At 71.7% G+C, this 24,269-nt stretch carries 21 protein-coding genes and 1 pseudogene; 8 read left to right on the top strand and 14 right to left on the bottom strand.

The features are described from left to right. Positions 1 to 625: 625 nt before the first annotated feature. A complete protein-coding gene (locus OG507_RS23035) occupies positions 626 to 2,746 on the bottom strand; it encodes a HelD family protein (protein ID WP_327369081.1) in 2,121 nt (706 codons plus the stop codon). A 365-nt stretch (positions 2,747 to 3,111) separates the two neighbouring features. Between OG507_RS23035 and OG507_RS23040 the strand changes: the two genes are divergently transcribed. Then, complete coding sequence (locus OG507_RS23040; RefSeq protein ID WP_327369082.1) at positions 3,112 to 3,303, top strand: hypothetical protein; 192 nt, start codon at positions 3,112 to 3,114, stop codon at positions 3,301 to 3,303. Positions 3,304 to 3,354: 51 nt separating this feature from the next. On the opposite strand, the gene OG507_RS23045 is transcribed toward OG507_RS23040, so the two are convergent. Together OG507_RS23045 and OG507_RS23050 are read right to left on the bottom strand one after the other, a co-directional pair. Next, on the bottom strand, positions 3,355 to 4,998 hold the full coding sequence (locus OG507_RS23045; RefSeq protein WP_327369083.1) for a DNA repair helicase XPB: 1,644 nt from the start codon (positions 4,996 to 4,998) through the stop codon (positions 3,355 to 3,357). Between the two features lie 103 nt (positions 4,999 to 5,101). Next, positions 5,102 to 7,561, bottom strand: coding sequence for a helicase C-terminal domain-containing protein (locus tag OG507_RS23050; protein WP_327369084.1), 2,460 nt, complete (start codon positions 7,559 to 7,561; stop codon positions 5,102 to 5,104). A gap of 75 nt (positions 7,562 to 7,636) precedes the next feature. On the opposite strand from OG507_RS23050, the gene OG507_RS23055 reads away from it, so the two are divergent. Then, a complete protein-coding gene (locus tag OG507_RS23055) occupies positions 7,637 to 8,734 on the top strand; it encodes a hypothetical protein (RefSeq protein WP_327369085.1) in 1,098 nt (365 codons plus the stop codon). 109 nt (positions 8,735 to 8,843) lie between these two features. Continuing rightward, positions 8,844 to 11,956, top strand: a pseudogene (locus OG507_RS23060) (Tn3 family transposase). Positions 11,957 to 12,028: 72 nt separating this feature from the next. Here OG507_RS23060 and OG507_RS23065 read toward each other — a convergent pair. From OG507_RS23065 to OG507_RS23075, 3 genes are read right to left on the bottom strand one after another with little or no spacing between them, the layout of a single operon-like run. Beyond that, entirely contained in the window at positions 12,029 to 12,766 is a 738-nt protein-coding gene (locus OG507_RS23065) for an SDR family NAD(P)-dependent oxidoreductase (RefSeq protein WP_327369086.1), read from the bottom strand. Positions 12,767 to 12,807: 41 nt separating this feature from the next. Continuing rightward, positions 12,808 to 13,446 (bottom strand): class I SAM-dependent methyltransferase, encoded by a 639-nt coding sequence (locus OG507_RS23070; protein WP_327369087.1) that lies wholly within the window; start codon positions 13,444 to 13,446, stop codon positions 12,808 to 12,810. Positions 13,447 to 13,483: 37 nt separating this feature from the next. Next, positions 13,484 to 14,935 carry an MFS transporter gene (locus OG507_RS23075; RefSeq protein ID WP_327369088.1) on the bottom strand — a complete coding sequence of 484 codons (1,452 nt, stop codon included), beginning with the start codon at positions 14,933 to 14,935 and terminating at the stop codon, positions 13,484 to 13,486. Positions 14,936 to 15,043: 108 nt separating this feature from the next. Between OG507_RS23075 and OG507_RS23080 the strand changes: the two genes are divergently transcribed. The 3 genes from OG507_RS23080 to OG507_RS23090 are packed head-to-tail and all read left to right on the top strand — an operon-like array spanning position 15,044 to position 16,081. Then, complete coding sequence (locus OG507_RS23080) at positions 15,044 to 15,397, top strand: helix-turn-helix domain-containing protein (RefSeq protein ID WP_442811005.1); 354 nt, start codon at positions 15,044 to 15,046, stop codon at positions 15,395 to 15,397. A gap of 4 nt (positions 15,398 to 15,401) precedes the next feature. Then, a complete protein-coding gene (locus OG507_RS23085; RefSeq protein WP_327369089.1) occupies positions 15,402 to 15,686 on the top strand; it encodes a hypothetical protein in 285 nt (94 codons plus the stop codon). Continuing rightward, positions 15,668 to 16,081 (top strand): DNA-binding protein, encoded by a 414-nt coding sequence (locus tag OG507_RS23090; RefSeq protein WP_327369090.1) that lies wholly within the window; start codon positions 15,668 to 15,670, stop codon positions 16,079 to 16,081. Before OG507_RS23085 ends, OG507_RS23090 begins: the two co-directional genes overlap by 19 nt. 63 nt (positions 16,082 to 16,144) lie before the next feature. Here OG507_RS23090 and OG507_RS23095 read toward each other — a convergent pair whose 3' ends face one another. From OG507_RS23095 to OG507_RS23105, 3 genes are read right to left on the bottom strand one after another with little or no spacing between them, the layout of a single operon-like run. Then, positions 16,145 to 17,008, bottom strand: coding sequence for an ABC transporter ATP-binding protein (locus tag OG507_RS23095; protein ID WP_327369091.1), 864 nt, complete (start codon positions 17,006 to 17,008; stop codon positions 16,145 to 16,147). Next, positions 17,005 to 18,084, bottom strand: coding sequence for a FecCD family ABC transporter permease (locus OG507_RS23100; RefSeq protein WP_327369093.1), 1,080 nt, complete (start codon positions 18,082 to 18,084; stop codon positions 17,005 to 17,007). Before OG507_RS23100 ends, OG507_RS23095 begins: the two co-directional genes overlap by 4 nt. Then, on the bottom strand, positions 18,081 to 19,091 hold the full coding sequence (locus OG507_RS23105; RefSeq protein WP_327369094.1) for a FecCD family ABC transporter permease: 1,011 nt from the start codon (positions 19,089 to 19,091) through the stop codon (positions 18,081 to 18,083). The genes OG507_RS23100 and OG507_RS23105 overlap by 4 nt, the downstream gene beginning before the upstream one ends. A 115-nt stretch (positions 19,092 to 19,206) precedes the next feature. On the opposite strand from OG507_RS23105, the gene OG507_RS23110 reads away from it, so the two are divergent. Further along, the gene (locus OG507_RS23110) at positions 19,207 to 19,854 is read left to right on the top strand and encodes an HAD family hydrolase (RefSeq protein ID WP_327369095.1); all 648 of its coding nucleotides are present in this window, start codon (positions 19,207 to 19,209) and stop codon (positions 19,852 to 19,854) included. Positions 19,855 to 19,884: 30 nt separating this feature from the next. On the opposite strand, the gene OG507_RS23115 is transcribed toward OG507_RS23110, so the two are convergent. Then, positions 19,885 to 20,109 carry a hypothetical protein gene (locus OG507_RS23115; protein WP_327369096.1) on the bottom strand — a complete coding sequence of 75 codons (225 nt, stop codon included), beginning with the start codon at positions 20,107 to 20,109 and terminating at the stop codon, positions 19,885 to 19,887. A gap of 166 nt (positions 20,110 to 20,275) precedes the next feature. On the opposite strand from OG507_RS23115, the gene OG507_RS23120 reads away from it, so the two are divergent. Beyond that, positions 20,276 to 20,659 (top strand): cold-shock protein, encoded by a 384-nt coding sequence (locus OG507_RS23120; RefSeq protein ID WP_327369097.1) that lies wholly within the window; start codon positions 20,276 to 20,278, stop codon positions 20,657 to 20,659. A gap of 51 nt (positions 20,660 to 20,710) precedes the next feature. Here the strand turns inward: OG507_RS23120 and OG507_RS23125 are convergent, their stop codons facing one another. From OG507_RS23125 to OG507_RS23140, 4 genes are read right to left on the bottom strand one after another with little or no spacing between them, the layout of a single operon-like run. Further along, the gene (locus tag OG507_RS23125; protein WP_327369098.1) at positions 20,711 to 21,577 is read right to left on the bottom strand and encodes a 1,4-dihydroxy-6-naphthoate synthase; all 867 of its coding nucleotides are present in this window, start codon (positions 21,575 to 21,577) and stop codon (positions 20,711 to 20,713) included. After that, positions 21,558 to 22,286, bottom strand: coding sequence for a futalosine hydrolase (locus tag OG507_RS23130; RefSeq protein WP_327369099.1), 729 nt, complete (start codon positions 22,284 to 22,286; stop codon positions 21,558 to 21,560). The genes OG507_RS23125 and OG507_RS23130 overlap by 20 nt, the downstream gene beginning before the upstream one ends. Positions 22,287 to 22,311: 25 nt before the next feature. Then, on the bottom strand, positions 22,312 to 22,791 hold the full coding sequence (locus tag OG507_RS23135) for a DUF2771 domain-containing protein (RefSeq protein ID WP_327369100.1): 480 nt from the start codon (positions 22,789 to 22,791) through the stop codon (positions 22,312 to 22,314). A gap of 27 nt (positions 22,792 to 22,818) precedes the next feature. After that, complete coding sequence (locus OG507_RS23140; protein WP_327369101.1) at positions 22,819 to 24,255, bottom strand: MFS transporter; 1,437 nt, start codon at positions 24,253 to 24,255, stop codon at positions 22,819 to 22,821. Positions 24,256 to 24,269: the final 14 nt, after the last annotated feature.

The raw sequence follows: 24,269 nt of genomic DNA on the forward strand, positions 1-24,269 counted from the left end.
GCTCCCGAGGTATCGGGATCTCACAGAGATGGAGCTCTGAACAGATGGTACGACCGAGGAATTCAGGGAAACGCCGACAGCGCAGGCAGTCACGGGACTGGATGCAGTTGGTGTTGGCAATTCTCGCTGCGGTCACCGCCATCGCGGGCTGTGCGGACCGGTTCATGCGCTGAACCGGGTGCCGTGCCGTGGTTGTTCCGGACGATGGATCGGGCGAAGTGAGCCCGACCGCTGAGTAGTCGGCCGGGCCCACCGGTCCCGCGCGCGAGGGGCCTGGCTCCGGATGCAGCCGGAGCCGGGCTTTCGTGCTTCCGCGCGGGAGTTTCTGTGCTTCGCAGCAGTTGGTGACACTGTACCGAGGGCCTGTCCGGGCGGACGCTGTGCGGCGTCAGGATTACGGTCCACAGCATGGCGCCGGGGCGTCGCGTCACCTGGCGACAGGTGGCGAATTTTCCTGCGCCGGTCACATCACCGCAGGTCCGGGACGTGGGCCGCTGGCGCAGAAGTCTGGCGGGGGGTGGCGAATCCTGGCGCGTCCGTCGAGAGGACCGGAAGACGGCTACGGGGGCTCCGCCGACCGGTCTTCGTACCGCCCGCGCATCGTCCTCGGGGCCGCCCCGCCTCTCTAGCCCAACACCTCCGGCACCCCGGCCGCATGAACCACCGTCAGCCCCGACACCGCGCGGGTCAGCGCCACGTACAGCCGGCGCAGCCCCGTGCGCTCGTCCGGTTCGCCGTCGACCACCGCGGCCGGTTCGTCCAGCACCACGTAGTCGTACTCCAGACCCTTCGCCAGCGACGCCGGGACCAGGGTCAGCCGGGACTCGGCGGTCGTCTCCTCGCCGGGGGACAGATACGCGTGGCCCGCCGCGGTCAGCACCTCTGCCAGCGACGGAATGCGCGCGTCCGCCGCGATCAGGCCGATCGACCCCTCCCGCGTCAGCGACTCCTCGCACGCCGCCAGCACCGCCGCGTCCAACTCGACCGGATCACCCACCTCCCGTACCTCCAGCGAACCCGGCGACTCACGCACCGACTCCACCGCCGCGAGGCCGGGCGAGATCACCGGCAGCAGCCGTGACGCGTACGCGATCACCTCGCGCGGCACACGGAAGCCCGCCGTCAGCTCCTCCACCACCGCGTCCGACTTGCCCAGGTGGTGCAGCGCCTGCGCCCAGCTCTGCGTCGACCACGGCGTCGTGCCCTGCGCGAGGTCGCCGAGGACGGTCGCCGAACCGGTCGTGCAGCGGCGGCCCACCGCCCGGTACTGCATGGGGGAGAGGTCCTGCGCCTCGTCGAGGACGACATGGCCGAGCGAGTGCGTACGCGCCACCAGATCGCTCGCCTCGTCGATCAGCACCGCGTCCGCCGCCGACCACTTCGCGGACTTCACGCTCCGGGCCGGCTTCGACCACAGGATGGTCTTCTGCTCGTCCTCGGTGAGCAGCCCGTCCGCGTGCGCGGCCAGGAACTCCGCGTCCGACAGCAGCCGCAGCACCAGCTTCGCCGGTTCGACGGCGGGCCACATCGCCTTCACGGCCGCCTTGACCGCGGGAGTGCGGGCCACCGCGTTCTGCACCCGGTCGTCGGGGGCCTCGCCCGCCTCCTCCATCCGGACCAGGACGGAGTGCGCGATGCGCTGCGGAAGCGCCTCGTGGGCGGCGCCGTAGCGCATGCTGCGGGCGAGGAGTTCGGTGACGATCTCCTCCAGTTCGTACGCGGGCACCCGCCAGCGGCGCGAACCGCGCACCACCATGACCGGCTCCGTCGGCAGCGTCACATGTGAACGGATGGCCCGGCGCAGCACCTCGGCCATCCGGGCGTCGCCCTTGACGACGGCGGCGGCCGACGTGTCCGTGCCGAGCACCTCGATGCCCGCCGTCACGAGATCGTCGACGGTCGCCTGCTTCACCTCCAGCTCGCCGAGGGCGGGGAGCACCTGCTCGATGTAGTGGAGGAAGGAACGGTTCGGTCCGATGACCAGCGTGCCGGTGCGGGCGAGCCGCTCGCGGTGCGCGTACAGCAGATACGCGACCCGGTGCAGGCCGACGGCGGTCTTGCCGGTGCCGGGCCCTCCCTGTACGCAGACCGTGCCGCCGAGGTCGCTGCGGACGATCTCGTCCTGCTCGGGCTGGATCGTCGCGACGATGTCACGCATCGGGCCGACGCGCGGCCGCTCGATCTCCGCCTGGAGCAGTTTGCTGGTCTGCGCGGCCTCGGTGGGGTCGCTGAGGTGCTCGTCCTCGTACGCGGTCAGCTCGCCGCCGGTGTACCCGAAGCGGCGGCGCTGTCCGACGTCCTGCGGGTCCTTCTTCGAGGCCCGGTAGAACGGCTGCGAGACGGGCGCACGCCAGTCGATGACCATCGGATCGCCGTCGGCGTCATGGACATGGCGCCGCCCGATGTAGAACTGGCCCTCCCGTCGCCCACCGCCACCCTTGGCCGAGGCGCTGCGCGCCGCCCCCTTTGACGCACCCTCGGCCTGCTCGGCACCGACCGGGTGCAGATAGTCCAGGCGCCCGAAGAAGAGCGGGGTGTGGGAGAGGTCGGCGAGGGACTTGATGCGCTCGTCGATCTGGGCCTGAAGGACGGCCGCGTTCACCCAGTTCGCGGTGACGTCGCGGATGTCGAGGGCCTGGGCGTCCTCGCGCATGGCGCGCAACGCGGAGCGGGACGCGGCGAGATGGGCGCGTTCACGAGCCAGGGGATCGGTGGTGGTGTCGCTTTCGTGTTCGTGCGCGGGCACGGTGTTGCCTCCGGCTTTTCAACGCAGGACGGCGGACCGCACCTCGTCCCGGTCACGGCTCGGGGCGATGCGGTCCGCTCGGGGATCGATCACTGGGTACGCACGCAGGTGTACGTACCGCTGTCGGCCGGTTTCCGTCCGGTCGGCGGCGCTCCCCCGGCTGCCGGCGACGGCCGGTACCACGGTGCGGGAGGCGGGCAGACCGGCGATTGTATCGACCGTCCCCGTCACGGTCGAACGGTTTTCGCGCCGGGCCGGGTCCTACCCGCAGGGGACGGCGTGCGACCGCAGACCTACGCGCACGGCTGACGGGTTCCGTCCGCGGGTCGATGCCTTCACGGGCCGGGCGCAGGACCATGGAATACATGAGCACCGTCACCCTGCACCCCCGCGGCACCGGCCCCGCACACGGCGCGACCGCGGCCACCGGCCACCCGTACACCCACCGCGTCGGCGACGCCCTGCGTGCCGTCAAGATCTACGTCCGCGCCGCGTTCGGCGTGGTCGTCCTCGGCGAGTACGCGGAGGAAGCGGGCGTCCGCCGCCGCGCGCACTGAGGCGCCGGAGCCCCGCGGCCGGGCACCCCACCGGAGCGGGCCGGCCGCCTGTCAGCCGTCGGCCAGCAGCTCGTCCGCGTCCACGATCCGGTACGCGTACCCCTGCTCGGCCAGGAACCGCTGGCGGTGTGCCGCGAAGTCCTGGTCGATCGTGTCGCGGGCGACCACCGAGTAGAAGCGCGCCTCGTGCCCGTCGGCCTTCGGGCGCAGCACGCGGCCGAGTCGCTGGGCCTCCTCCTGCCGTGAGCCGAACGTTCCCGACACCTGGATGGCGACGGTCGCCTCGGGGAGGTCGATGGAGAAGTTCGCGACCTTCGACACCACGAGGACGCTGAGCTCGCCCTGCCGGAACGCTTCGAAGAGCTTCTCGCGCTGGGCGTTGCTCGTCTCGCCCTTGATCACCGGGGCGTTCAGATGCTCACCCAGCTCGTCGAGCTGGTCGATGTACTGCCCGATGACCAGGGTCTGCTCGCCCCGGTGCTTGCGTACCAGCGCCTCCGTGACCTTCCGCTTCGTCGCGGTCGTCGCGCAGAACCGGTACTTCTCCTCGGTCTCCGCGGTCGCGTACGCGAGCCGCTCCGAGTCCGTCAGATTGACGCGCACCTCGACACAGTCGGCGGGCGCGATGTAGCCCTGCGCCTCGATCTCCTTCCACGGGGCGTCGAAGCGCTTGGGCCCGATCAGCGAGAAGACGTCCGACTCGCGGCCGTCCTCGCGCACCAGCGTCGCGGTGAGGCCGAGGCGCCGCCGGGCCTGCAGATCGGCGGTGAACTTGAAGACGGGCGCGGGCAGCAGATGCACCTCGTCGTAGATCACCAGACCCCAGTCGCGGGAGTCGAACAGCTCCAGGTGCGGGTAGATGCCCTTGCGACGGGTCGTCAGCACCTGGTACGTGGCGATGGTGACCGGCCGGATCTCCTTGCGCGTACCGCTGTACTCGCCGATCTCGTCCTCGGTCAGCGACGTCCGCTTCACCAGCTCGTGCTTCCACTGCCGGGCCGAGACGGTGTTCGTCACCAGGATCAGCGTGGTCGCCTTGGCCTGAGCCATCGCACCGGCTCCGACCAGCGTCTTTCCCGCACCGCAGGGCAGCACGACGACACCCGAGCCGCCGTGCCAGAACCCCTCGACGGCCTGCTTCTGGTACGGCCGCAGCGCCCAGCCGTCCTCGGCCAGCTCGATCGGGTGCGCCTCGCCGTCGACGTACCCGGCGAGGTCCTCGGCCGGCCAGCCCAGCTTCAGCAGCGTCTGCTTGATCTGCCCGCGCTCCGAGGGGTGCACGGCCACGGTGTCCGGATCGATCCGCGCCCCGACCAGCGGCTGGACCTTCTTCGACCGGAGGATCTCCTCCAGCACCGGCCGGTCGGTGGAGGTCAGCACCAGCCCGTGCACCGGGTGCTTGGACAGCGTGAGGCGGCCGTACCTGGCCATCGTCTCGGCGATGTCGACGAGCAGCGCGTGTGGAACGGGATAGCGCGAGTACTTCACGAGCGCGTCGACGACCTGCTCGGCGTCGTGCCCGGCGGCGCGCGCGTTCCACAGACCCAGCGGGGTCAGCCGGTAGGTGTGGATGTGCTCGGGCGCCCGCTCCAGCTCGGCGAAGGGCGCGATCGCACGACGGCAGGCGTCCGCCTGATCGTGGTCGACTTCCAGGAGAAGCGTCTTGTCGCTCTGGACGATGAGGGGTCCGGTCACGCGTCTCGGCCCTTTCTACGGGGTGCGGCCGCCTGTGCGGCCAAACGTCCAGTGTGCCGCATCGGGCGGCCATGGGGTGAAGTCCCCCGATGCCGGTCCGGGCTCAGGACGTCGCGTCGTCGGCCAGTTCGGCGACGCCGGTGATGCGGTGCAGGGGGTAGGTACGGACCTCGTCCGCCGTGTGGTCGTAGGCCGTGACGAAGCCGCCCTCGACCCGGACCGGGGCGATGACGCGCTGGCTGGCCGCCCCGTCGGCGTTCACATAGCCGATCCAGAGTGCCGAGCCGGTCATCGCGGCGGCCTGGACGGTGGCGAGGGTCTCGGCGGAGGTCGTGCGGGGCAGGGAGCCGGCCGGGCCCGCGGGTGCGTCGGGCTGGTCCTTGCGGACCACCGTGGCGGCGGTGTCCCCGGCGCGGATCGCCCGGACCGCCGCACCGAGCAGGGTGGTGTCCGGGACCGGAGGGCCCTCGGGCACGGGGACGGGGGCCGTGCGGGGCGGGGTGCGGCGGGCGCCCGCGCGGGTGATCAGGACATCGCCCTCGGCGGACTCGGCGGCCGGCGCGTAGCCCATCTCGCGGAGCCCGTCGAGCAGGGACGCCGGGTCGACCTGGGCGGCCAGCGCCGTCGGTGCGAGGCGGCGCAGGCGCAGGGTGGCCGAGCGCTTGTCGGCGAGGATCTCGTTCAGCACGGCCTCGTCGTCGCAGCGTACGTACGAGGAGGCGGCGCCGATCCGCAGATGGCCGTGGCGGCGGGCGACGTCGTCGATGAGGTAGCTGAGCGGCTGCGGCACCGGCGTACGGCTGTGGGCGGCGAGGAACGCGTGCAGATCGGCGGCCGACTGTCCGGCGTCCAGGGCGCGGCGCACCGACCCGGGGGTGAACCGGTAGACCGTCGCGCCGCCCTTGGACTCGATGTCCGCGAGGGCGGAGAGCAGGTCCGCCAGGGGGCGCTCCAGCGGGCCGGGGGCGACGGCCGTCAGGTCGGCCTGGAGCAGCACGTGGTCCAGCGGCTCCGGGATCAGGGGCGCGAGCAGCGCGGCGGCCTCGTCCGGCCCGGAGTCCAGCAGGGCGCGGGTGTGCGCGGCGAGCGCGCCGCGGCCGGTGATGCCGAGGAGCTCGGACTCGTTCAGCGTCCACAGGGCGATCCGGGACCGCAGGTCGGTGGTGTCCCCGGGGGAGACGGAGGCGCCGCGCAGGGGGCGTTCCCAGCGGAGCCGGGCGAGCACGGTCTCCGGGTCGGGGGCGCTGCCCGGTGCCAGGGCGGCGAGGAGGGCGAGGACCCGGTGGCGCACCTCGGGGGCGGCGGAGCGGTCGAGGTCGGGGCCGAGCGCGGACAGGGCCCGGCCCTTGGCGTCCTGGCCGCCGACCAGGCCGGGGGTGCGGGTCGCGGCGAGCCAGGCGGTGGCGAGGCGCACCCAGCGGTCCTGGGCGGGGAGTTCGGCCCAGTCGTCGTACGCGGGCGTCGGCGCGTACCGTTCGTCGGCCTCTCCGTCGGAGGCCAGCAGCCCGGCCGCGTAGGCGAGTTCGGTCCAGAACGCGGCGACCGGCTCGGAGACGTCGAGGGTGGTGGCGGTCTTCTTCAGCTCGCGCACGCTGAGCCCGCCGGCGCGCAGTATCGCCGGGCCGCCGCCGTTCCAGCTCTTGAGCAGCTCCTCGACGGTGTTCACCGCCAGGAACGCCTGGCCGGCCGCGGCGCTGTCCACAGCCTGGGGATCACGGTTCGCGACCGCCTCCACGACGGGCGGCCGCGGCTCCGGCACGCGGTGGGCGCGCCCGGCCCGCAGATGCAGGGCGGCCTCGCGCGGCAGCACCACGGTGCGGGTCGACACGGGCAGCAGCAGCCCGTGGTCGCGCAGCCACTTCACGGGCGGCGTGGGGTTCGGGGTCACTTCCCCGTACGGCGGCCCCCACACCAGCCGGTCCAGCACGGACAGGGCCTCGGCGGGGGCGGTGTCCAGCAGCGCGCCCATCCTGGCCCGGTCGGTGAAGAGCGCGGTCAGGGACGTCACGGCGGAGACCGGGTCATGGGTGGCGGGCAGTCCGGCGGCCGCCAGGATCTCCTGGAGGCGGCCCGGCGACATCCCGGCGGTCGCCTCGGCGACGGTCGGGCCGAGACCGGTGGGGGAGGGGTGCTGCGGGGACGGCGCGAGGAGTTCGCGCGCGGTGCGCACCAGCCGCAGCCGGTCGTTCTCGCCCCAGACGAGTGCCTGTTCGCGCAGCGTGGCCAGGGCGGCGGGCAGCGCGTCCACGATCGCCGCGTCCGCGCCGTCGCGGCGCTCGCCGTCGCCCCGGCCGTCGCCGGTGAGCAGGCCGAGCAGCGTCTCGTACGGGGCGGGGTCGGGGGCCACCGCGAGCGCCTCCGCGGTCTGCAGTGCGAACCGGTCGAGGTGCTCCAGCGCACGTACGACGGAGGCACGCGTGCCGGCTCTCGTCGCGAGCTGAGTGATGTCGCCAGGTACGGGGGTGAGGAGATCCGGGCGGGCACGCAGCAGCCCCGCCAACGACTCGTCGTCCCGGGCGCGGAGAGCTTCGGCGAGCGTCCGCGGTGGTGTGGTCATCCCCATCCAACCCACGGTAGTCGCTCCGGACAGGCCCGAGGGCGCTACCGTCGGTGCAGGGCGGTAGAGGGGAACCATCGCGTGGGCATCGAGAGCGACCAGCTCGTCTACGACTATCTGAGCCGGGTCGGGGACCTGGCGCAGCAGCAACAGCTGTCATCGGGCGCCCGGATGAGGCTCGTCTCGACGCTCCGGGGCGAGATCGACCGGCAGCGCGGAGGGCAGTCGGGGGACTCCCCCGCGGCCGTCCGCCGCATCATCGGGCGTCTCGGCACGCCGGACGAACTCGTCGCCGCGGCGGCCGCGTCGGCGGACGGGACGGTGCGGCTGCCGCAGGGACCGGAGGCCGTCGCGGGGGAGGGGCGCGGCATTCCGCGCCCGCGTCGGTCGCGCAAGGGGATGCTCCGGAAAGACGGTTCCCGCAAGGGCGCGTCGGACGGGGGTCCGGAGCGATCGGAGGGTTCGGAGGAGGACCTGGCGGACTCCGTGGTTCCGGAAGCGGCGTCCGGGCGGGTGCCCTCGCCGCCGCACATGGCCGGCACGGACGAGCTGGGGCCGTCCGGGAGCGAGCCCGACTGGTGGCGGATCGAGCCGGGGCCGTTGGGTGAGGGGGTCGCCGTGCCGGGGTTCGTCGGCGGGGTGGAGATCCCGGACATGCTGACGCCACCGACGCCGCCGCCGCCGCGGGTGGGCGGGGGCGGGGTTCCGGGGCCGCGCGGCTCGGTGGGCCCGGTGGACTCGGTGGACGAGGACGGCGTTTTCGAGGACGAGGCCCCGCGACAGCGGCGGATTTTGCGACTGGGCCGGCGCGGCGCGCGTGAGGGCGGGGCGGCGGGCCGCGGGTTCTCACACCCGCTGTTGCTGCTCGCCGCCGCGCTGCTGGTCGTGGGAGCGGCGATGGGCTCCTGGCTGGCCCTGGCAGGCGGCTGGCTGCTCGCGTACGGCTCTCGCACGCTGTCCCGGGCGGCGGCGAAGTGGGCGGCGATGGGGCTGCCGGGCGTGGTCGTGGCGGGTGCCCTCGTCTGGATCTGGGGTCGCACGGAGGGCCGCTGGGGCGAGCCGATCCCGCAGGACGGGATGGCGGACGCGCTGAGCGATGTATGGCCCGTGGCGGTACGCGTGGCCGCGGTGGCGTCGGCGGTGTTCCTGGTGTGGCGGGCGCGGAAGCGGGTGGGGTAGGCGGGTGGGCGTCAGGTGCCGTCTTTCACGCCGCCATGCTCGGCCTTGGGGAACATCGGTACAGCGGTTGGCGCTGAGAACGATCATGATCGGCTAGTGCTGTGACCGCATAGGTTCGCCGAACTGGTGCTGCCCCGGCGAGGAGCCGACCCGCCCCGAACTGGAGCGGTTCTTCTTCCTGGACGACGTCGACCGCGATCTGATCGCCCGGCGACGCTCCACGCACCACCAGCTCGGCTTTGCGCTCCAGATGTGCACGGTTCGCTACATCGGCCGGTTCCTCCCGGACGACCCGCTGGAGGCGCCGTGGCCGGTAGTCGAGCACCTGGCCGCACAGCTCGGCATCGAGGACCCGTCGGTGGTGAAGCGGTACACCGAGCGGCCGAAGACGGCGTACGAGCACGCGTGGGAAATCCGGGACGCCTACGAGTACCACGAGTACGACGATGCGGAGTGGTCGCGGCGGTTCCGTACGTTCCTGCACGGGCGGGCGTGGACGCATGCCGAGGGCCCGAAGGCTTTGTTCGACCACGCGGCGGGCTGGCTGCGCCGCAACCGGGTGCTGCTGCCGGGCGTCTCGGTGCTGGCCCGGCAGGTGTCGGAGGTGCGGAAGGTCGCGGACAAGCGGCTGCACGCCACCGTCGCGGGCGCCGCTCGCCGCGTGGACCCGGCGCTGCCCGGAGAACTGGTGGCGACGCTGAAGACGCCGGAGGGCTCGCGGTTCTCGGAGCTTGAGCGGCTGCGTCGGCCGCCGACGCGGACCACCGGGACGGCGTTCGCCCGCGCGCTGGAGCGGGTGGACGAGATCGGCGCGTACCGGCTCGGACGGCTGAGGCTGTCGCAGATCCCGCCGAACCGGATGGCGGCGTTGGCCCGATATGCGCTGGGGTCGAAGGCGCCGCTGCTGGAGCGGGCGGGGGAGCCCAAGCGCACGGCGATGCTCACCGCGGTGATGCGGCACCTGGAGGCGAAGGCGATCGATGAGGCGCTGGACCTGTTCCAGGTCCTGATGGCCACGCGCCTGTTGAACACGGCGAAGCGGAAGACGGAGAAGGAGCGGCTGTCGACGCTGCCGCAGCTGAGAAGGCGTCGCGGGTGCTCGCGCGGGCGGCGAAGGTGTTGTTCGAGGAGCTGGAGCTGGTCGAGGAGCAGGAGGCGGACCTGGACGTGGTCACGCTGTGGGCGGCGGTGGAGGAGGTCGCCCCGCGCGCTGCCGTGATGAGTGCTGCGGCCACGGTGGTCTCGCTGGTGCCCGAGGACGAGAACTCGGCTGAGGTCGCCATGCGGGCCGCGCTCGTGAACCGGTACGCCACGGTGCGCCCGTTCCTCGCGTTGCTGGGTGAGTCGAAGGCGCTGGACGCGGCGAGCGCGGGCAAGCGGGTCCTGGCCGGGGTGCGCGGCCTGCCGGCGCTGGCCCGGCGGAAGGTGGGCGTCAAGCCGCTGCTGCCGCGCGAGGTGGACGACAAGCTCGTGCCGCCCGCGTGGCGCAAGGTGGTGTACGCCAACCCGGATCTGCCGCAGGCCGCGGTGGACCGGGACGCGTACGTGGTGTGCGTGCTGGAGCAGCTGCACCGGGCCCTGAACAACCGCGACGTGTTCGCCTCGCCCTCGCATCGCTGGTCCAACCCGCGGGCCCGCCTGCTGGACGGGCCGGACTGGGACGCGGTCGAGGAGGACGTCCTGGCTGCCCTGAGCCTGGACATGCCCGTCCAGGAGCACCTGGCGGAGCTGGTGCGGGGCCTGGACGCCGGGTGGAAGCAGCTCGCCGAACGTCTGGAGGAAGCGGGGCCGGCGGCGAAGGTCTCCGTCGAGGTGCAGGACGACGGGCGGGTGAAGCTGAACGTCGACAAGCTCGGCGCCCTCGGCGAGCCCAAGTCCTTGGCCTGGCTGCGCAAGCGGGTCGAGAAGATGCTCCCGAAGATCGACCTGCCGGACCTGCTGTTCGAGGTGAACGCCTGGACCGGGTTTTTCGACGCCTTCGTCCACCTCGGCGACGGCACCACCCGGATGAAGGACCTGCCCACCTCGGTGGTCGCGCTGCTGGTGTCGGAGGCGTGCAACATCGGCTTGGCCCCGGTGGTGAACCCCGGCTACGAGGCCCTGACCCGGGCCCGGCTCGTGCACATCGACCAGTACTACCTGCGCGCCGACACCATCGCCGCGGCGAACGCCGCGTTGATCGCCGCCCAGGCCGGCATCACGATCGTGCGTTACTGGGGCGACGGGCTGCTCGCCTCCGTGGACGGGCTGCGCTTCCAGGTGCCGGTGCGCACCATCAACGCCGCCCCGTCGCCGAAGTACTTCGGGTTCAAGCGGGGCATCACCTGGCTCAACGCCGTCAACGACCAGGTCGCCGGCATCGGGCAGATGGTCGTGCCCGGCACCCCGCGTGACTCCCTGCACATCCTGGACGCACTGCTGAACCTCGACGGCGGGGTCAAGCCGGAGATGCTGGCGACCGACAACGCCTCGTACTCCGAAATGGTGTTCGGCCTGTTCAAGATCCTCGGCTACAACTTCAGCCCCCGATTCCGCGACCTGGACGACCAGCGGTTCTGGCGGGCCACGATGCCCGGCGTCGAGACCGGCCACTACGGCGCGGTGGAGGACCTGGCCCGTAACCGGGTCAATCTGAACAAGGTGATCATGCCCTGGCCGGACATGCTGAAGGTTGCCGGTTCCCTGGTCACCAACCAGGTCCGCGCCTACGACCTGCTGCGCATGTTCGGACGTGACGGACGCCCGACGCCGCTGGGGGCGGCGTTCGCGGAGTACGGGCGGATCGCCAAGACCGAGCACCTGCTGCGGGTGGTCGACCCGGTCGACGACACCTACCGCCGCCAGATGAACCGGCAGCTCACCGTGCAGGAGTCCCGCCACAAGCTGGCCCGGGACGTGTGCCACGGCAAGCGCGGCACCATCCACCAGGCGTACCGCGACGGCATGGAGGACCAGCTCGGCGCGCTCGGCCTGGTCCTCAACGCCATCGTGCTGTGGACCACGAAGTACCTCGACGCCGCAGTCGCCCAGCTCCGCGCCGAGGGCCACGAACTGCGGGACGAGGACATCGCCCGCCTGTCCCCGCTCAAGCACCGCAACCTGAACCTGCTGGGCCGCTACAGCTTCACCGCCTCCACTCCGGCCGCCGGTGTCCTGCGCTCACTGCGCGACCCGGATGTGCCCGAGCTGGACGAGGACGATGTGGATGACGGCGCGCACTGATCGAGCGGCCCTTGTGCCGTCCTTGTCGCTCGCATGCCGGATTGGCCGACCAGTGCTCCTGGCTGTGCTGGATCATCCGAGGGCGGGTTGGCCGCCCATGGCGCTGAGGGTGGCGCCGTTGACGTAACTGGCGTCAAGGGAGGCCATGAAGGCGATGGCTCCTGCGATCTCTTCGGGGTCGGCCAGGCGTTGGAGGGCGACGGCTTGTCCGGCTGATTCGAAGGCTTCGCCGTAGGCGGCGGTGCCCTCGGTGCGGGTGGGGCCGGCGGCGACGGCGTTGACGCGGACTCCGGCGGGCCCGTATTCGGCTGCCCAGACGCGGGTCAGGGATTCCAGGGCTGCCTTGGTGGCGCCGTAGATGCCACTGCCAAGACCGGGGGTGCCGGCGGCGCCGCTGCTGACATTGACGATGGCACCGTGTCCGCGTTCGGTCATACCGGGGGCGAGGGCCTGGACGAGGAGGTAGGGGGCGCGCAGGTTGATGGCGATGTGAGCGTCGAAGGTGGCGGGGGTGGTGTCGGCGGTGCGGGCGAAGTGGAAGATGCCCGCGTTGTTGACCAGGATGTCGACCTGCCCGGCGCGTTCGGCCAGGTCTGTCACCTGTGCGGGGTCGGACAGATCAGCCGGCTCGAAGCGGGCTGTGGCGCCGAGGGCTGAGATGCGCTTCAAAGTGTCGGCTGCTCGTTCCTTGTCGCGGCCGTGGACGATGATGTCGGCGCCGCGGGCGGCCAGGGCCAGCGCGGTGGCCCGGCCGATACCGGCGGTGGCTCCGGTGACCAGGGCGGTCTGGTGTGCGAGGCCGTGCTGCATGGTCGTACTCGTTTCTGCGTGGCGTGTGGGTGAGGGGTGGGCTACTGGGTGCGCTGGGCGGTCAGGACGGTGTCGTGGATGGTGACGTGCCGGCCGTCGGGTGTGGTGGAAGTGCGGGGGCGGGCGGTGAGGGTGACGGCCTTCCAGCCGGGTGCGGGCAGGTCGTTGATGAGGTCGTCGGCGGTGTAGAAGATGTCGGGCTCGGGCGGGCGGGGCATCGCGGTGTCCAGGTCGCTGGGGTGGTGGCCGATGATCACCAGATGTCCGTTGCCGGCAACCCGTGCGGCGAGAGCGGCGAAGACGGCGCGGCGCAGGGGTGAGGGGAAGTGAAGAAAGGAGGCGGTGACCAGGTCGTAGTGGGGCGCGTCGTCCTGAGGTGTCCAGGTGCGGATGTCGGCCTGTTGCCAGGTGAGCCGTCCGGTCAGCGTCGTGGGGGTGTGGTCGGCTGCGCGGGCGAGGGCCTGGGCGGAGAAGTCGGTGCCGGTGACCTGCCAGCCCGCCTGGGCCAGCCAGATGGCGTCGGCGCCCTCGCCGCAGCCTGCCTCCAAGGCCATCCCCGGCGTCAGTGCGGTGACTTCTTCGACGAGCGCGGGGTTGGGCTGACCGCTCCACAGCGGGTTGGGGGCGTTGTAGCGCTGGTCCCAGAACGCGGCTTCGTAGCGGGGATCGGTGTCACTCATCAGGAGTTCTCCAGGGTGTGGTCGGGGGCTGTGGTGATCATGCGGGGGTGGTGTCGGGGGCGGGGATGCGGCGCGCCCAGAGGCCGAACAGGAGCAGGCCGGCCAGGGGGAAGGCGGCGGTCGCAAGGAAGGTTGCTCCCAGGCCGTCCTCCAGTCCGCCGGTGGCGGAGAGCACGCTGGTCAGGACGGCCAGGCCCATGCCGCCGCCAAGCTGTTGCAGGCCCTGGTTGAGGCTGGCGGCGGCGCCGATGTGCTCGGCGGGAGCTTGGTGCATGATCACGGCGGTGACGGGGGCGAAGGTGGCGCCTGCGCCCGCGCCGAGCAGGATCGAGGGCAGCAGCACGGTGACGATCGAGGTGTTCGCGTCGGCGTCGGCGGCCACCAGCGCCATCCAGGCGATGCCCAGCACCAGTCCGGCAAGGCCCGTACTGCCGATGATGCGCTCGCCCAGGCGCGGAAGCAGCCGGGGGGTGAGCTGATTGGTGGCGATCAGGCCGACGGTGAAAGGCACCAGGGCCAGACCGGTCTGGATCGGTGTGAAGCCGAGCACCTGCTGGGTGAGCAGGGTGGTGAAGAACAGGAAGCCGACCTGCCCGGCCGGGACGACCAGCATCGACAGCGGCGGGCCTGCACTGCGCACGGAGGAGAAGAACGCCAGCGGCATCACCGGATGCGGATTCCTGCGCTCACAAACGACCAGGGCCGCGAGCGCGAGTGCGGCGACGGCGAACGCCCCCATCACCAGGGCGCTGTTCCAGCCGCGGTCGGCGGCGGAGGTGAAGGCGAACACCAGGGCCACCATCGCCAGGATCGAGGCTGCGGCGCCGCCGAGGTCCAGCGAGGTGCGCCGACGCTCCATCTCCGGCAGATTGCGCACCGCGCCCAGCAGGACCAGCACCCCGATGGGGGCGTTGACGAACATCACCCACTGCCAGCCCAGCGTCTGCGTCAGCACACCGCCCGCTAGCAGCCCGACCGCGGCTCCTGCGCCGACGGCCAGGACGAACATCGCCATCGCACGCGACCGTTGTGGGCCCGGCGCGGTGATCCCCACCAGCAGCACCATCACGCTGGGCGCCGCCATGGCCGCGCCCACTCCCTGCAGTGCTCGCGCCGCCACCAGGACCCCAGCTGAACCCGCGAGACCCCCGGCGACGGAGGCGACCACAAAGACGATGACGCCCAGGACCAGAGCGCGGCGCGGGCCGATCATGGAGCCGATCTTGCCGCTCAGCAGAATTAGGCCGCCGAACGTCAGTGCGTAGGCGGTGACCACCCAGGACAGACCCGCGCTGGAAAAGCCCAGCTCGCGGCCGATGTCTGGCAAAGCCACATTCACGATCGAGGTATCCACGACGAACATCAGCTGCGTCAGCACCAAGATCACCACGGCCAGCGCCACCGAACCACGGCGCACCGCCACCGCCGCTTCGGGCGGCGCCACGGCCCGCTGCGCGTCCGGCACCTCGGTTCCGCTGTCCTGGCTCATCGCGTCTCTCCCATCCCGTGCGGCGAACCCGGGCAGGGCGCCTGCCTCCACAGTCAGGCCGCCCACGGCAACGCGCAAAGATCCTTGCTGCGGTGGCAAGGTGAAGGGATGGACGAAGAGACACAGTCGACGATGGCGGCGGTCGGCCCTCGCCTCAAAGGGCTGCGGACCCATCGCAGCCTTTCCCTGACAGCCTTGGCGGAGGCCACCGGGATCTCCCTCAGCACGCTCTCGCGACTGGAGTCGGGCCAGCGCCGCCCCACCCTCGAACTGCTCCTGCCCCTGGCCCGGGAGCTACGCGTGGACATCGGCCAGCTCATCGGCGCACCGCAGACGGGCGACCCCCGCCTGCACCTGCAGCCCATCACTCGCCACGGCATGACCATGCTCCCGCTCACCCGACGGGCGGGAAGTCTGCAAGCGCAAGTAGACATTTCGTTTCCTACTTGTTTGATACGATGAGCTCATGTCCGAGACGACTTACAGCATCGGTGAGGGACCGGCGACGCGGGTCAGCCTCTCTCTGCCCGAAGGGACCGCTGAAGCGATCCGTGCCCGGGCCGGTAAGAGGGAGTTCTCCGCGTTCATCGCCGCAGCCGTCGAGCGGGAGCTTCGGGGGCAGGTGCTGGATGAGTACCTGGCGGACTACGAGAGCCGTAAGGGTCCGGTCTCCGAGCAGGCGCGGCAGCGGGCGCGGCAGGTCCTCGACGAGGTGTTCGCCGAGGAGGGGCAGTGGCCCGCCGCAAGCTGAACCACGAAGGCACACTCGTCCTCGACAGCGAGGGACTCTCCAAGCTGCTCAACGATGACGAGACGGCGGTGGCACTGGTCGCGGAGGCGCGGTCCAGGGGGATGGAAGTGGTCATCTCCGCGCTCACCATCATCGAAGCCGTGCATGCCCGCACCAACAAGGCCCGGCTGGCCTGGGTGCTGTCCGGTCTGCGCACCGTCCCGGTGGGCGACGAAGAGGCGAAGGCGGCCTCGGTGCTGTTGATGGCGGCCGGACTGCACGGCCACGAGTACGCCATCGACGCGGCAGTGGCCGAGGCCGCTCTGCGGCAGCGACGTCCTGTTGTCATGCTGACATCGGACACTGACGACATGGGCAAACTGTGCGGCGACAGGGTGCGCCTCGTCGTGGTGTGAGCGGGTTTCGACGCCGCGGCAATCCAGCCCCTTCAGGATCCGGCGCCGTCCATGGGCCCCGCCCTACGACGCGCCGGACGGCGTCGACGGCGTCCACGGCGCCCCCGGCACCACCAGCGGCGCCCCCGTCACCGGGCACGGGACGATCACCGCCTCCAGGCCGAAGACCTCGCGTACGAGCTCGGCGGTCACGATGTCCTCCGGGTGGCCCTCGGCGACGATCCGGCCCTCCTTCATGGCGACCAGATGGTCCGCGTACCGGGCGGCCTGGTTCAGGTCGTGGAGCACGGTGACGACGGTCCGGCCGCGGGTGCCGTCCGCCGCCGGGGCGGTGAGCCGGCGCACCAGGTCCAGGACCTCCACCTGGTGCGCGATGTCGAGGTACGTGGTCGGCTCGTCGAGCAGCAGCAGATCGGTCTCCTGGGCGAGCGCCATCGCGATCCAGACCCGCTGGCGCTGCCCGCCGGACAGCTCGTCGACCGACCGGTCGGCCAGCGCGGTGACGTCCGTGCGCTCCATGGCGTCCGTCACCGCCCGCTCGTCCTCCTGGGACCACTGCTGCCACCAGCGCTGATGCGGCTGGCGGCCGCGGGCGACGAGGTCGCAGACGGTGATCGCCTCGGGGGCGACCGGGGTCTGCGGCAGCAGCCCTATCGACTGGGCGATCTTCCTGGTGGGGATCCGGGACAGCTCCGTACCGTCGAGGAGTACCGCCCCGCCGCGCGGCTTGAGCAGCCGGCCGAGCGCGCGCAGGGTGGTCGACTTGCCGCACGCGTTCGGGCCGACGATGACCGTCACCCGGCCGTCGGGAACGGCGAGGTCCAGCTCGTGCACGACCGTGCGGTCCTCGTAGGCGAGGGTCAGCTCCCGCACCGTGAGCCGGCTGGTCGCGGTCGCCGTCGTGTCGGACGTACGGGTCGAGCTCATGCAGTGCCTCCACTACGGCCGCGACCGCCACCGTGACCGCGGATGATCAGCCAGATCAGATACGGGGCGCCGACCGCCGCCGTCAGAACGCCCACCGGCAGCTCGGTGGGCGAGAAGAGCTTGCGCGCCAGCAGATCGGCGAAGACGACGATCAGCGCGCCGAGCAGCGCCGAGCACAGCAGCGGGATCTGCGCGGTACGGGTCATGCGGCGGGCGATCTGCGGGGCGAGCAGCGCCACGAAGTCGACCGGACCGGCCGTCCCCGTCGCCACGGACGCCAGGATCACACCGAGGGCGACCAGCCCCAGCCGTACCCGTCCCAGCCGCACCCCGAGCGCCGTCGCGGTGTCGTCGTCCAGCGAGACGGTGCGCTGGGCACGGGCGGCCCACAAGGCGGCGGGCAGCAGGATCAGCAGCGTCCAGCCGATCGGCGCGGCCTCGGACCAGCCGCGGCCGTTGAGCGAGCCGGTCATCCAGATCTGCGCCTGCTGGGCGACCAGATAGTCGCCCTTCGTCAGGAACAGCGTGGTGACCGACCGCAGCGCGATGGCGAAGCCGATGCCGATGAGGACGAAGCGGGTGGCGTGCAGCCCGCCGCGCCAGGCGAAGACGTACACGAGGGCCGCCGCGGCCACTCCGCCGATGACGGAGAGATACGGCAGCACGGTGTACGAGGTGACGCCGAACGTCATCGCGCCGACCGTGAGCGCACCTGCCCCCTGGCTGATGCCGATGATGTCGGGGCTGGCCAGCGGGTTGCGGGCGACGGTCTGGATCAGCGCACCGGCGATCCCGAACGCCGCGCCGACCAGCAGCCCCACGACCATCCGCGGCAGCCGCAGCGTGCCGACCACCAGCTCGTCGGGGGACGGCTGCCCCAGGATCACCTTCACGACCTCGCCGGGCGCGACGAAGCTCTCGCCGACGCAGAGGTACGCGACACAGACGGCGGCCAGCAGCACGACGAGGACGGCGGCGACGACGGCCGCCCGCCGGTGCAGCAGGAACCGGCCCCGCGCCCCGATCCGCAGGACGTGGTACCCGGAGGGCCGCACCCGCAGCGTGGTGTCGCTCATGCGGGCACCGCCTTCCGGCGTACCAGGGTGACCAGGAAGGGAACCCCGATCAGCGCCGTCATCACGCCCGCCGGGACCTCGCTCGGCGGGAAGACGATGCGGCCGATGACATCGGAGACCAGCAGCATGACGGGCCCGATCAGCGCCGCCATCGGCAGCACCCAGCGGTGGTCGCCGCCGACGATCGCGCGGGCGATGTGCGGGACGGCGAGCCCGATGAACGCGATCGGCCCGGCCGCTGCTACGCCGACACCGGTCAGCACGGTGGCCCCGACGCCGCCGACGATCCGTACCGTCGCGACCTTCTGTCCGAGCCCCTTCGCCACGTCCTCGCCGAGCGCCAGCGCGTCGAGCCCGCGGGCGACGGACAGTACGAGCACGGTCCCGATCAGCACGAACGGCCAGATCTGCTGGGCCACATCGGCCTCGCGCCCGGCGATCGAGCCGACCTGCCAGAAGCGGAACTCGTCCAGCGCGGACGCCTTGGTCGTCAGCACCGCCATCGTCACCGACACCAGCAGCGCGTTGATCGCCGCGCCGCCGAGGGCGAGCTTCACGGGGGTGGCGCCCCCGCGCCCGCTCGATGCGATCGCGTACACGGCGACGGAGGCGATCGCCGCCCCCGCGAACCCGAACCACACGTACCCCGTCAGGGTGTGGACTCCGGCGTACGCGATGGCCAGCACCACACCCACCGAGGCGCCCTGGCTGATGCCGAGGATGCCGGGGTCGGCGATGGGGTTACGGGTGATGCCCTGGAGCACCGTGCCCGCGAGGGCCAGTGCCGCGCCGACCATCAGCCCGATCAGGGTGCGCGGCACCCGCATGTTCCGGATGACTTCGGCGGCGTCGGAGTGCCCGCCGTGCAGCAGGGCGTCGATCACCTCGGACGGGGGTATGGAGCGGGCCCCCACGGCGAGGCTGAGAAGTATCGCCACCAGCAGCGCCGCGACGGCCGCCGCCGTCGCGAGTGCGCGTCTGGGGCGGCGTGGTGCGGCGGCTGACATCGGACCCAATCGAGAGCGAAGCAAAGTTAGGCTCGGCTAAGTCTAAGCACCGGCGTTGCGGGGCCCCGGGCCCCGGGGCCGTATCCGGGTGGGTCCGGCGTCCGGCCCCGCGACAATGGATCCCATGCCTGCGCACTCACTGACGGTCGGCTTCGACCTCGACATGACGCTCATCGACTCCCGGCCCGGTATCAAGGCCGCCTACCTGGCACTTTCCGCCGAGACGGGCACGCCGATCGACGCGGATCTGGTGGTGAGCAGGCTCGGGCCACCGGTCGACCACGAGCTGCGGAACTGGTTTCCGGCCGATGCGGTGGCCGCGACCGCCGACCGCTACCGGGAGATCTATCCCACACACGCCATCGTGCCGAGCCCGGCACTGCCGGGTGCGCGGGAGTCGATCGCGGCGATCCGTGAGCGGGGCGGCCGGGTGATCGTCGTCACCGCGAAGAACGGGCCGAGCGCGGAGCTCCACCTGGCGCACCTCGGGATCGAGTCCGACGCGGTGATCGGCGGCCTGTGGGCGGAGGCGAAGGGGGTGGCGCTGCGGGAGCACGGGGCGGATGTGTACGTGGGCGACCACACCGGCGACGTACGCGGCGCCCGCACGGCCGGGGCGCTGTCGGTGGCGGTCACCACGGGACCGTGCGACGCGGAGGAGCTGCGGGCGGCGGGGGCGGATGTCGTCCTGTCGACGCTGACGGAGTTCCCGTCGTGGCTGAACGGGTACGTGCAGGCAAAATCGAGCCCGTCCGGCGTCTGAGGACGGAGCGGCCGCCGGACGAGCCCGGTGTCACCGCTTCGGCGACCCCGCCCGTACCGACCGCACCACGCCTGCCGCGGCGATCAGGAAGCCCACACCCATCAGCATGCACAGTGACCATGCGATGGACGGAAGCGGACGGGTTCCGAGGAACAGCGGGGCCACCGTGGCCAGCGTGGCCAGTGCTCCGAGGAAGAAGACGATCGCGCCGATCCGGACGAGCCGGTCACCTGCGCCAGAGGGAGAAGTACTCACCCCGCCAGGGTAGTTCCCGCCCGTTTCCGGACACAGTCCGGATGACCAGGCTTGACGAGGGGTACTTCACCTGGGGAGGCTTCTGCCAGCAGGGGAGCACCACCACTGGATAGCCTGACCTGCTGAGGCTTTGTTCCGGCATACGGGTTGAGATGGGGTGCGTACTTTGCCGACTGGCAAGGTCAAATGGTTCAACAGCGAGAAGGGCTTCGGCTTCCTCTCCCGCGATGACGGCGGCGACGTCTTCGTGCACTCCTCCGTGCTTCCCGACGGTGTCGACGCACTCAAGCCCGGCCAGCGCGTCGAATTCGGTGTCGTCGCAGGTCAGCGGGGAGATCAGGCACTGTCGGTGGTGATCTTGGACCCGACCCCGTCCGTCGCGGCCGCCCAGCGCCGCAAGCCGGACGAGCTCGCGTCCATCGTGCAGGACCTGACCACCCTGCTGGAGAACATCACGCCGATGCTGGAGCGCGGCCGCTACCCCGACAAGGCGGCAGGCAAGAAGATCGGCGGCCTGCTGCGCGCGGTCGCCGACCAGCTCGACGTGTGACCTGCGCGAAAAGCGAAAGCGGCAGGCGAAAGCCGTAAGCGGAAGCGGAAATCAGACGAACGACAGTGCGTCGGGGCCGAGGGGCGGTACCAGCCCCTCGGCCGCCGCGCGGGTCAGCAGTCCGCGGATCGCCGCGTAACCGTCCTCGCCGAGGTCGGCGGTGAACTCGTTGACGTACAGCCCGATGTGCTGGTCCGCCACGGCCGGGTCCATCTCCTGCGCGTGCTCCAGGACGTAGGGCCGTGACGCCTCCGGGTCGTCCCAGGCCATCCGTACCGAGGTGCGCACCGACTCGGCGAGCAGCTTCAGCGTGTCCGCTCCCAGCGAGCGCTTGGCGATGATCGCGCCGAGCGGGATGGGCAGCCCGGTCGTCTCCTCCCAGTGCCGGCCCATGTCGGCGAGGTTGTGCAGCCCGTAGTTCTGGTACGTGAAACGGGCCTCGTGGATGACGAGACCGGCGTCCACCTTCCCGTCGCGCACGGCGGGCATGATCTCGTCGAACGGCATGACGACGATCTCGCCGACCCCGTCCGGCACGACTTCCGCCGCCCAGAGCCGGAACAGCAGATACGCGGTCGAGCGCTCGCTCGGCACGGCGACGGTCTTCCCCGTCAGGTCCGTGCCCGCCTCCTTCGTGAGGACGAGCGGTCCGCAGCCCCGTCCCAGCGCCCCGCCGCACGGCAGCAGCGCGTACTCGTCCAGCACCCAGGGCAGCACCGCGTACGAGACCTTGAGTACGTCGAGTTCGCCGCGCTCGGCCATTTTGTTGGTGATGTCGATGTCGGCGAAGGTGACATCGAGGGCGGGCGCGCCGGGGACCCTTCCGTGCGCCCAGGCGTCGAAGACGAACGTGTCGTTCGGGCAGGGCGAGAAAGCGATGTCCAACGGGCGCGACTGGTTACCAGTTGTGTCGGTCATGGTGGGTCCAACCTTCCAGTACGGGGACGATCTTCCCGAACGCCCCGGTGAGCGCGGCCAGCGCCTCGCCGATGCGCCAGCCGTCCCGGTCGCGCGGGCCGACGGCGTTCGAGATGGCCCGCAGTTCCAGCACCGGTACGGCCGTGCGCTCGGCGGCCTCGGCGACGCCGAAGCCCTCCATGGCCTCGGCGGCCGCCCGCGGGTGCGCGGAGAGCAGGGCGGCGGTGCGCGCGGCGCTGCCGGTCACCGTGGAGACGGTGAGGATCTCGGCGGTGAGCGCACCGGTCGCGGTGGCCACGTCCGCCACCTGCGCGGGCGGTGGCGTGAACCGCTCGCGCCCGAAGCCCAGACCGGTGACGGGCACGAAGCCCTCGGGGGTCTCGGCGCCCAGATCGGCCGCGACGATGCCGCTCGCGACGACGAGCGAGCCGACCGGGGCTTGGGGCGCGAACCCGCCGCCGATCCCGGCAGAGATGACCAGGTCGTACGGTCCGGGGGCGGAGGCGAGGGCGAATGCGGTGGCGGCCGCCGCCGCGGCCGGTCCCACGCCGCCCGCGAGGACGTCGACCACGGCGAAGCCACTGTTGCAGGCCACGCGGTGGACCTGCGAACCGGGCACCTCGTGCCCGGCGGGACCGGACACCTCCCCGAAAGCACGCGTGACCGCGTCCCGTTCTGCTGGGACAGCGGTCACGACGAGCACACGCACGGGGGAATCCTCCGAGGTCAGGAGGTCAGGAGGTCTTCTTCAGCTCGAAGTGCCAGATGCCCGTGAGCTTCTTGCCCTTGGTCTCCACGATGCTGATCTGCGTCTTGTCCGTGGTCTCGCCGGTCTGGCTGGAGAAGAAGGCGCTGCCCGGGATGGACCGGTAGGTCCTCTTGTACGGCTCCTGCTCGGCCTGCTGACCGTTGATGAACAGCGTCCAGCCGTTGTCCGCGATCTCCGGGTCGACGCCGAAGCGGACCTTGTCGTCCATCGCGACCTTGACGGACTTCTCCGCCTTCTTGTTGAGGCAGCCCTGGATCTCGGACGTCTTGAGGGGCTCGCCGTCGTTGTAGCAGGCCGCCTCGGTGCTCACCGAGTTGCCGCCGACCGTTACGGTCGCGAGCGGCGTCGGCTTGTCGCAGGCGGAGAGGACAAGGAGTCCCGCGGACACGGCACCAAGAGCGACGCCGATTCGGCGGCCCTTACCGGAGAAGAACGCAACGGTCATGGGCCGAAGGCTATCGGTCGCTCCGGCTCACGCCACGCGGGGGTGCGGCGAGCCGCGCCGCGCGGCGCTCAGCAGCCCCCGTACGGACGTGGCGGCACCCAGCGCGAGGATGCCCGCGGCGACCGACATGCCCAGTACGCCGTTGAGGGGGAGGGCGATACCGATGCCGCCGCCGACCACCCAGGCCATCTGGAGCACGGTCTCGGACCGGGCGAACGCGGATGTCCGTACCTCTTCGGGCACGTCGCGCTGGATCATCGCGTCCAGCGAGAGCTTCGACAGGGCCTGGGTGAAACCGGCGGTCGCGCTGAGCGCGGCGACCATGACGGTGCTGAAGAAGAGCGCGGCGAGCACGGCGACGCCCAGGGCCAGGGCCAGCACCGAGGCGACGATCACCTCGGGGCCGCGGGCCCGCAGCCAGGAGCCGACCGCCGTGCCGAGCGCGTTGCCGACACCGGCCGCCACTCCGACGATGCCGAGCGAGACGGCGGCGCTCTGCCCGGCGAGCGGATGCTCGCGCAGCAGGAACGCCAGGAAGAAGATGAGGAAGCCGGAGAGCGCGCGGTGCGCGGTGTTGGCCTGGAGGCCGTTCAGCACGGACGGCCCCACGGACCGCAGCCCCGGCCGCTTCTCACCGTTCCGCTCGCGGGCCTTCGTCTTCCCGTTCGTCCTTCCGCCGGCTTTCCCGTTCCGCTTTGTCTCCGGGCGGGGGGTCGTCACGCCGTGCGGCGTCACCAGGTGGGCCTTCCGCTCGCCCTTCGCGGAGTCGACCTTGTGCGGCAGCGTGAAGGCGAGGACGGTCCCCCCGATGAAGATCACGCACGCGCCGTACAGCGGCCAGGGGGACCCGATGGTGTGCAGCCCCGCCCCGATCGGGGCGGCCACACCGGTCGCCAGGAGCCCGGCCAGGGTGACCCGGGAATTCGCCTTCACCAGGGAGAAGCGGGGTGGCAGCAGGCGCGGTACGACCGCGCTGCGTACGACTCCGTACGCCTTCGAGCAGACCAGGACGCCCAGCGCGGCCGGATACAGCTCCAGGCCGCCGGTGGCGACCGCGCCCGACATGGTGAGCGCCAGCACCGCACGGGCCAGCATCGCAGCGGCCATCGCGGCGCGGCGGCCGTGCGGAAGATGGTCCAGGAGCGGGCCGATCACGGGTGCGAGGAGGGTGAAAGGCGCCATGGTGACGGCGAGGTAGAGGGCGACGCGGCCGCGGGCCTCGTCCGTCGGCACGGAGAAGAACACCGTCGAGGCGAGCGCGATCGTGATCATCACATCGCCCGCGCCGTTCACCGCGTGCAGTTCGATCAGCTTGCCGAGCCCGGATTCCCCGGCGCCGTGGGCGTGCGTCGCCTTCCGGATGCCTTTCGCGGTGCCGGTGAACGGGGTGTGGAGGGCATGACCGATCGTCCGGCCCGTCCTGCGGAGCGGGCCGGAATCCTTGTGCGACCTGACGGAAGTCACTTCGTCATAGTGCC

The organism is Streptomyces sp. NBC_01217 (assembly GCF_035994185.1).
Taxonomy (GTDB): Bacteria; Actinomycetota; Actinomycetes; order Streptomycetales; family Streptomycetaceae; genus Streptomyces.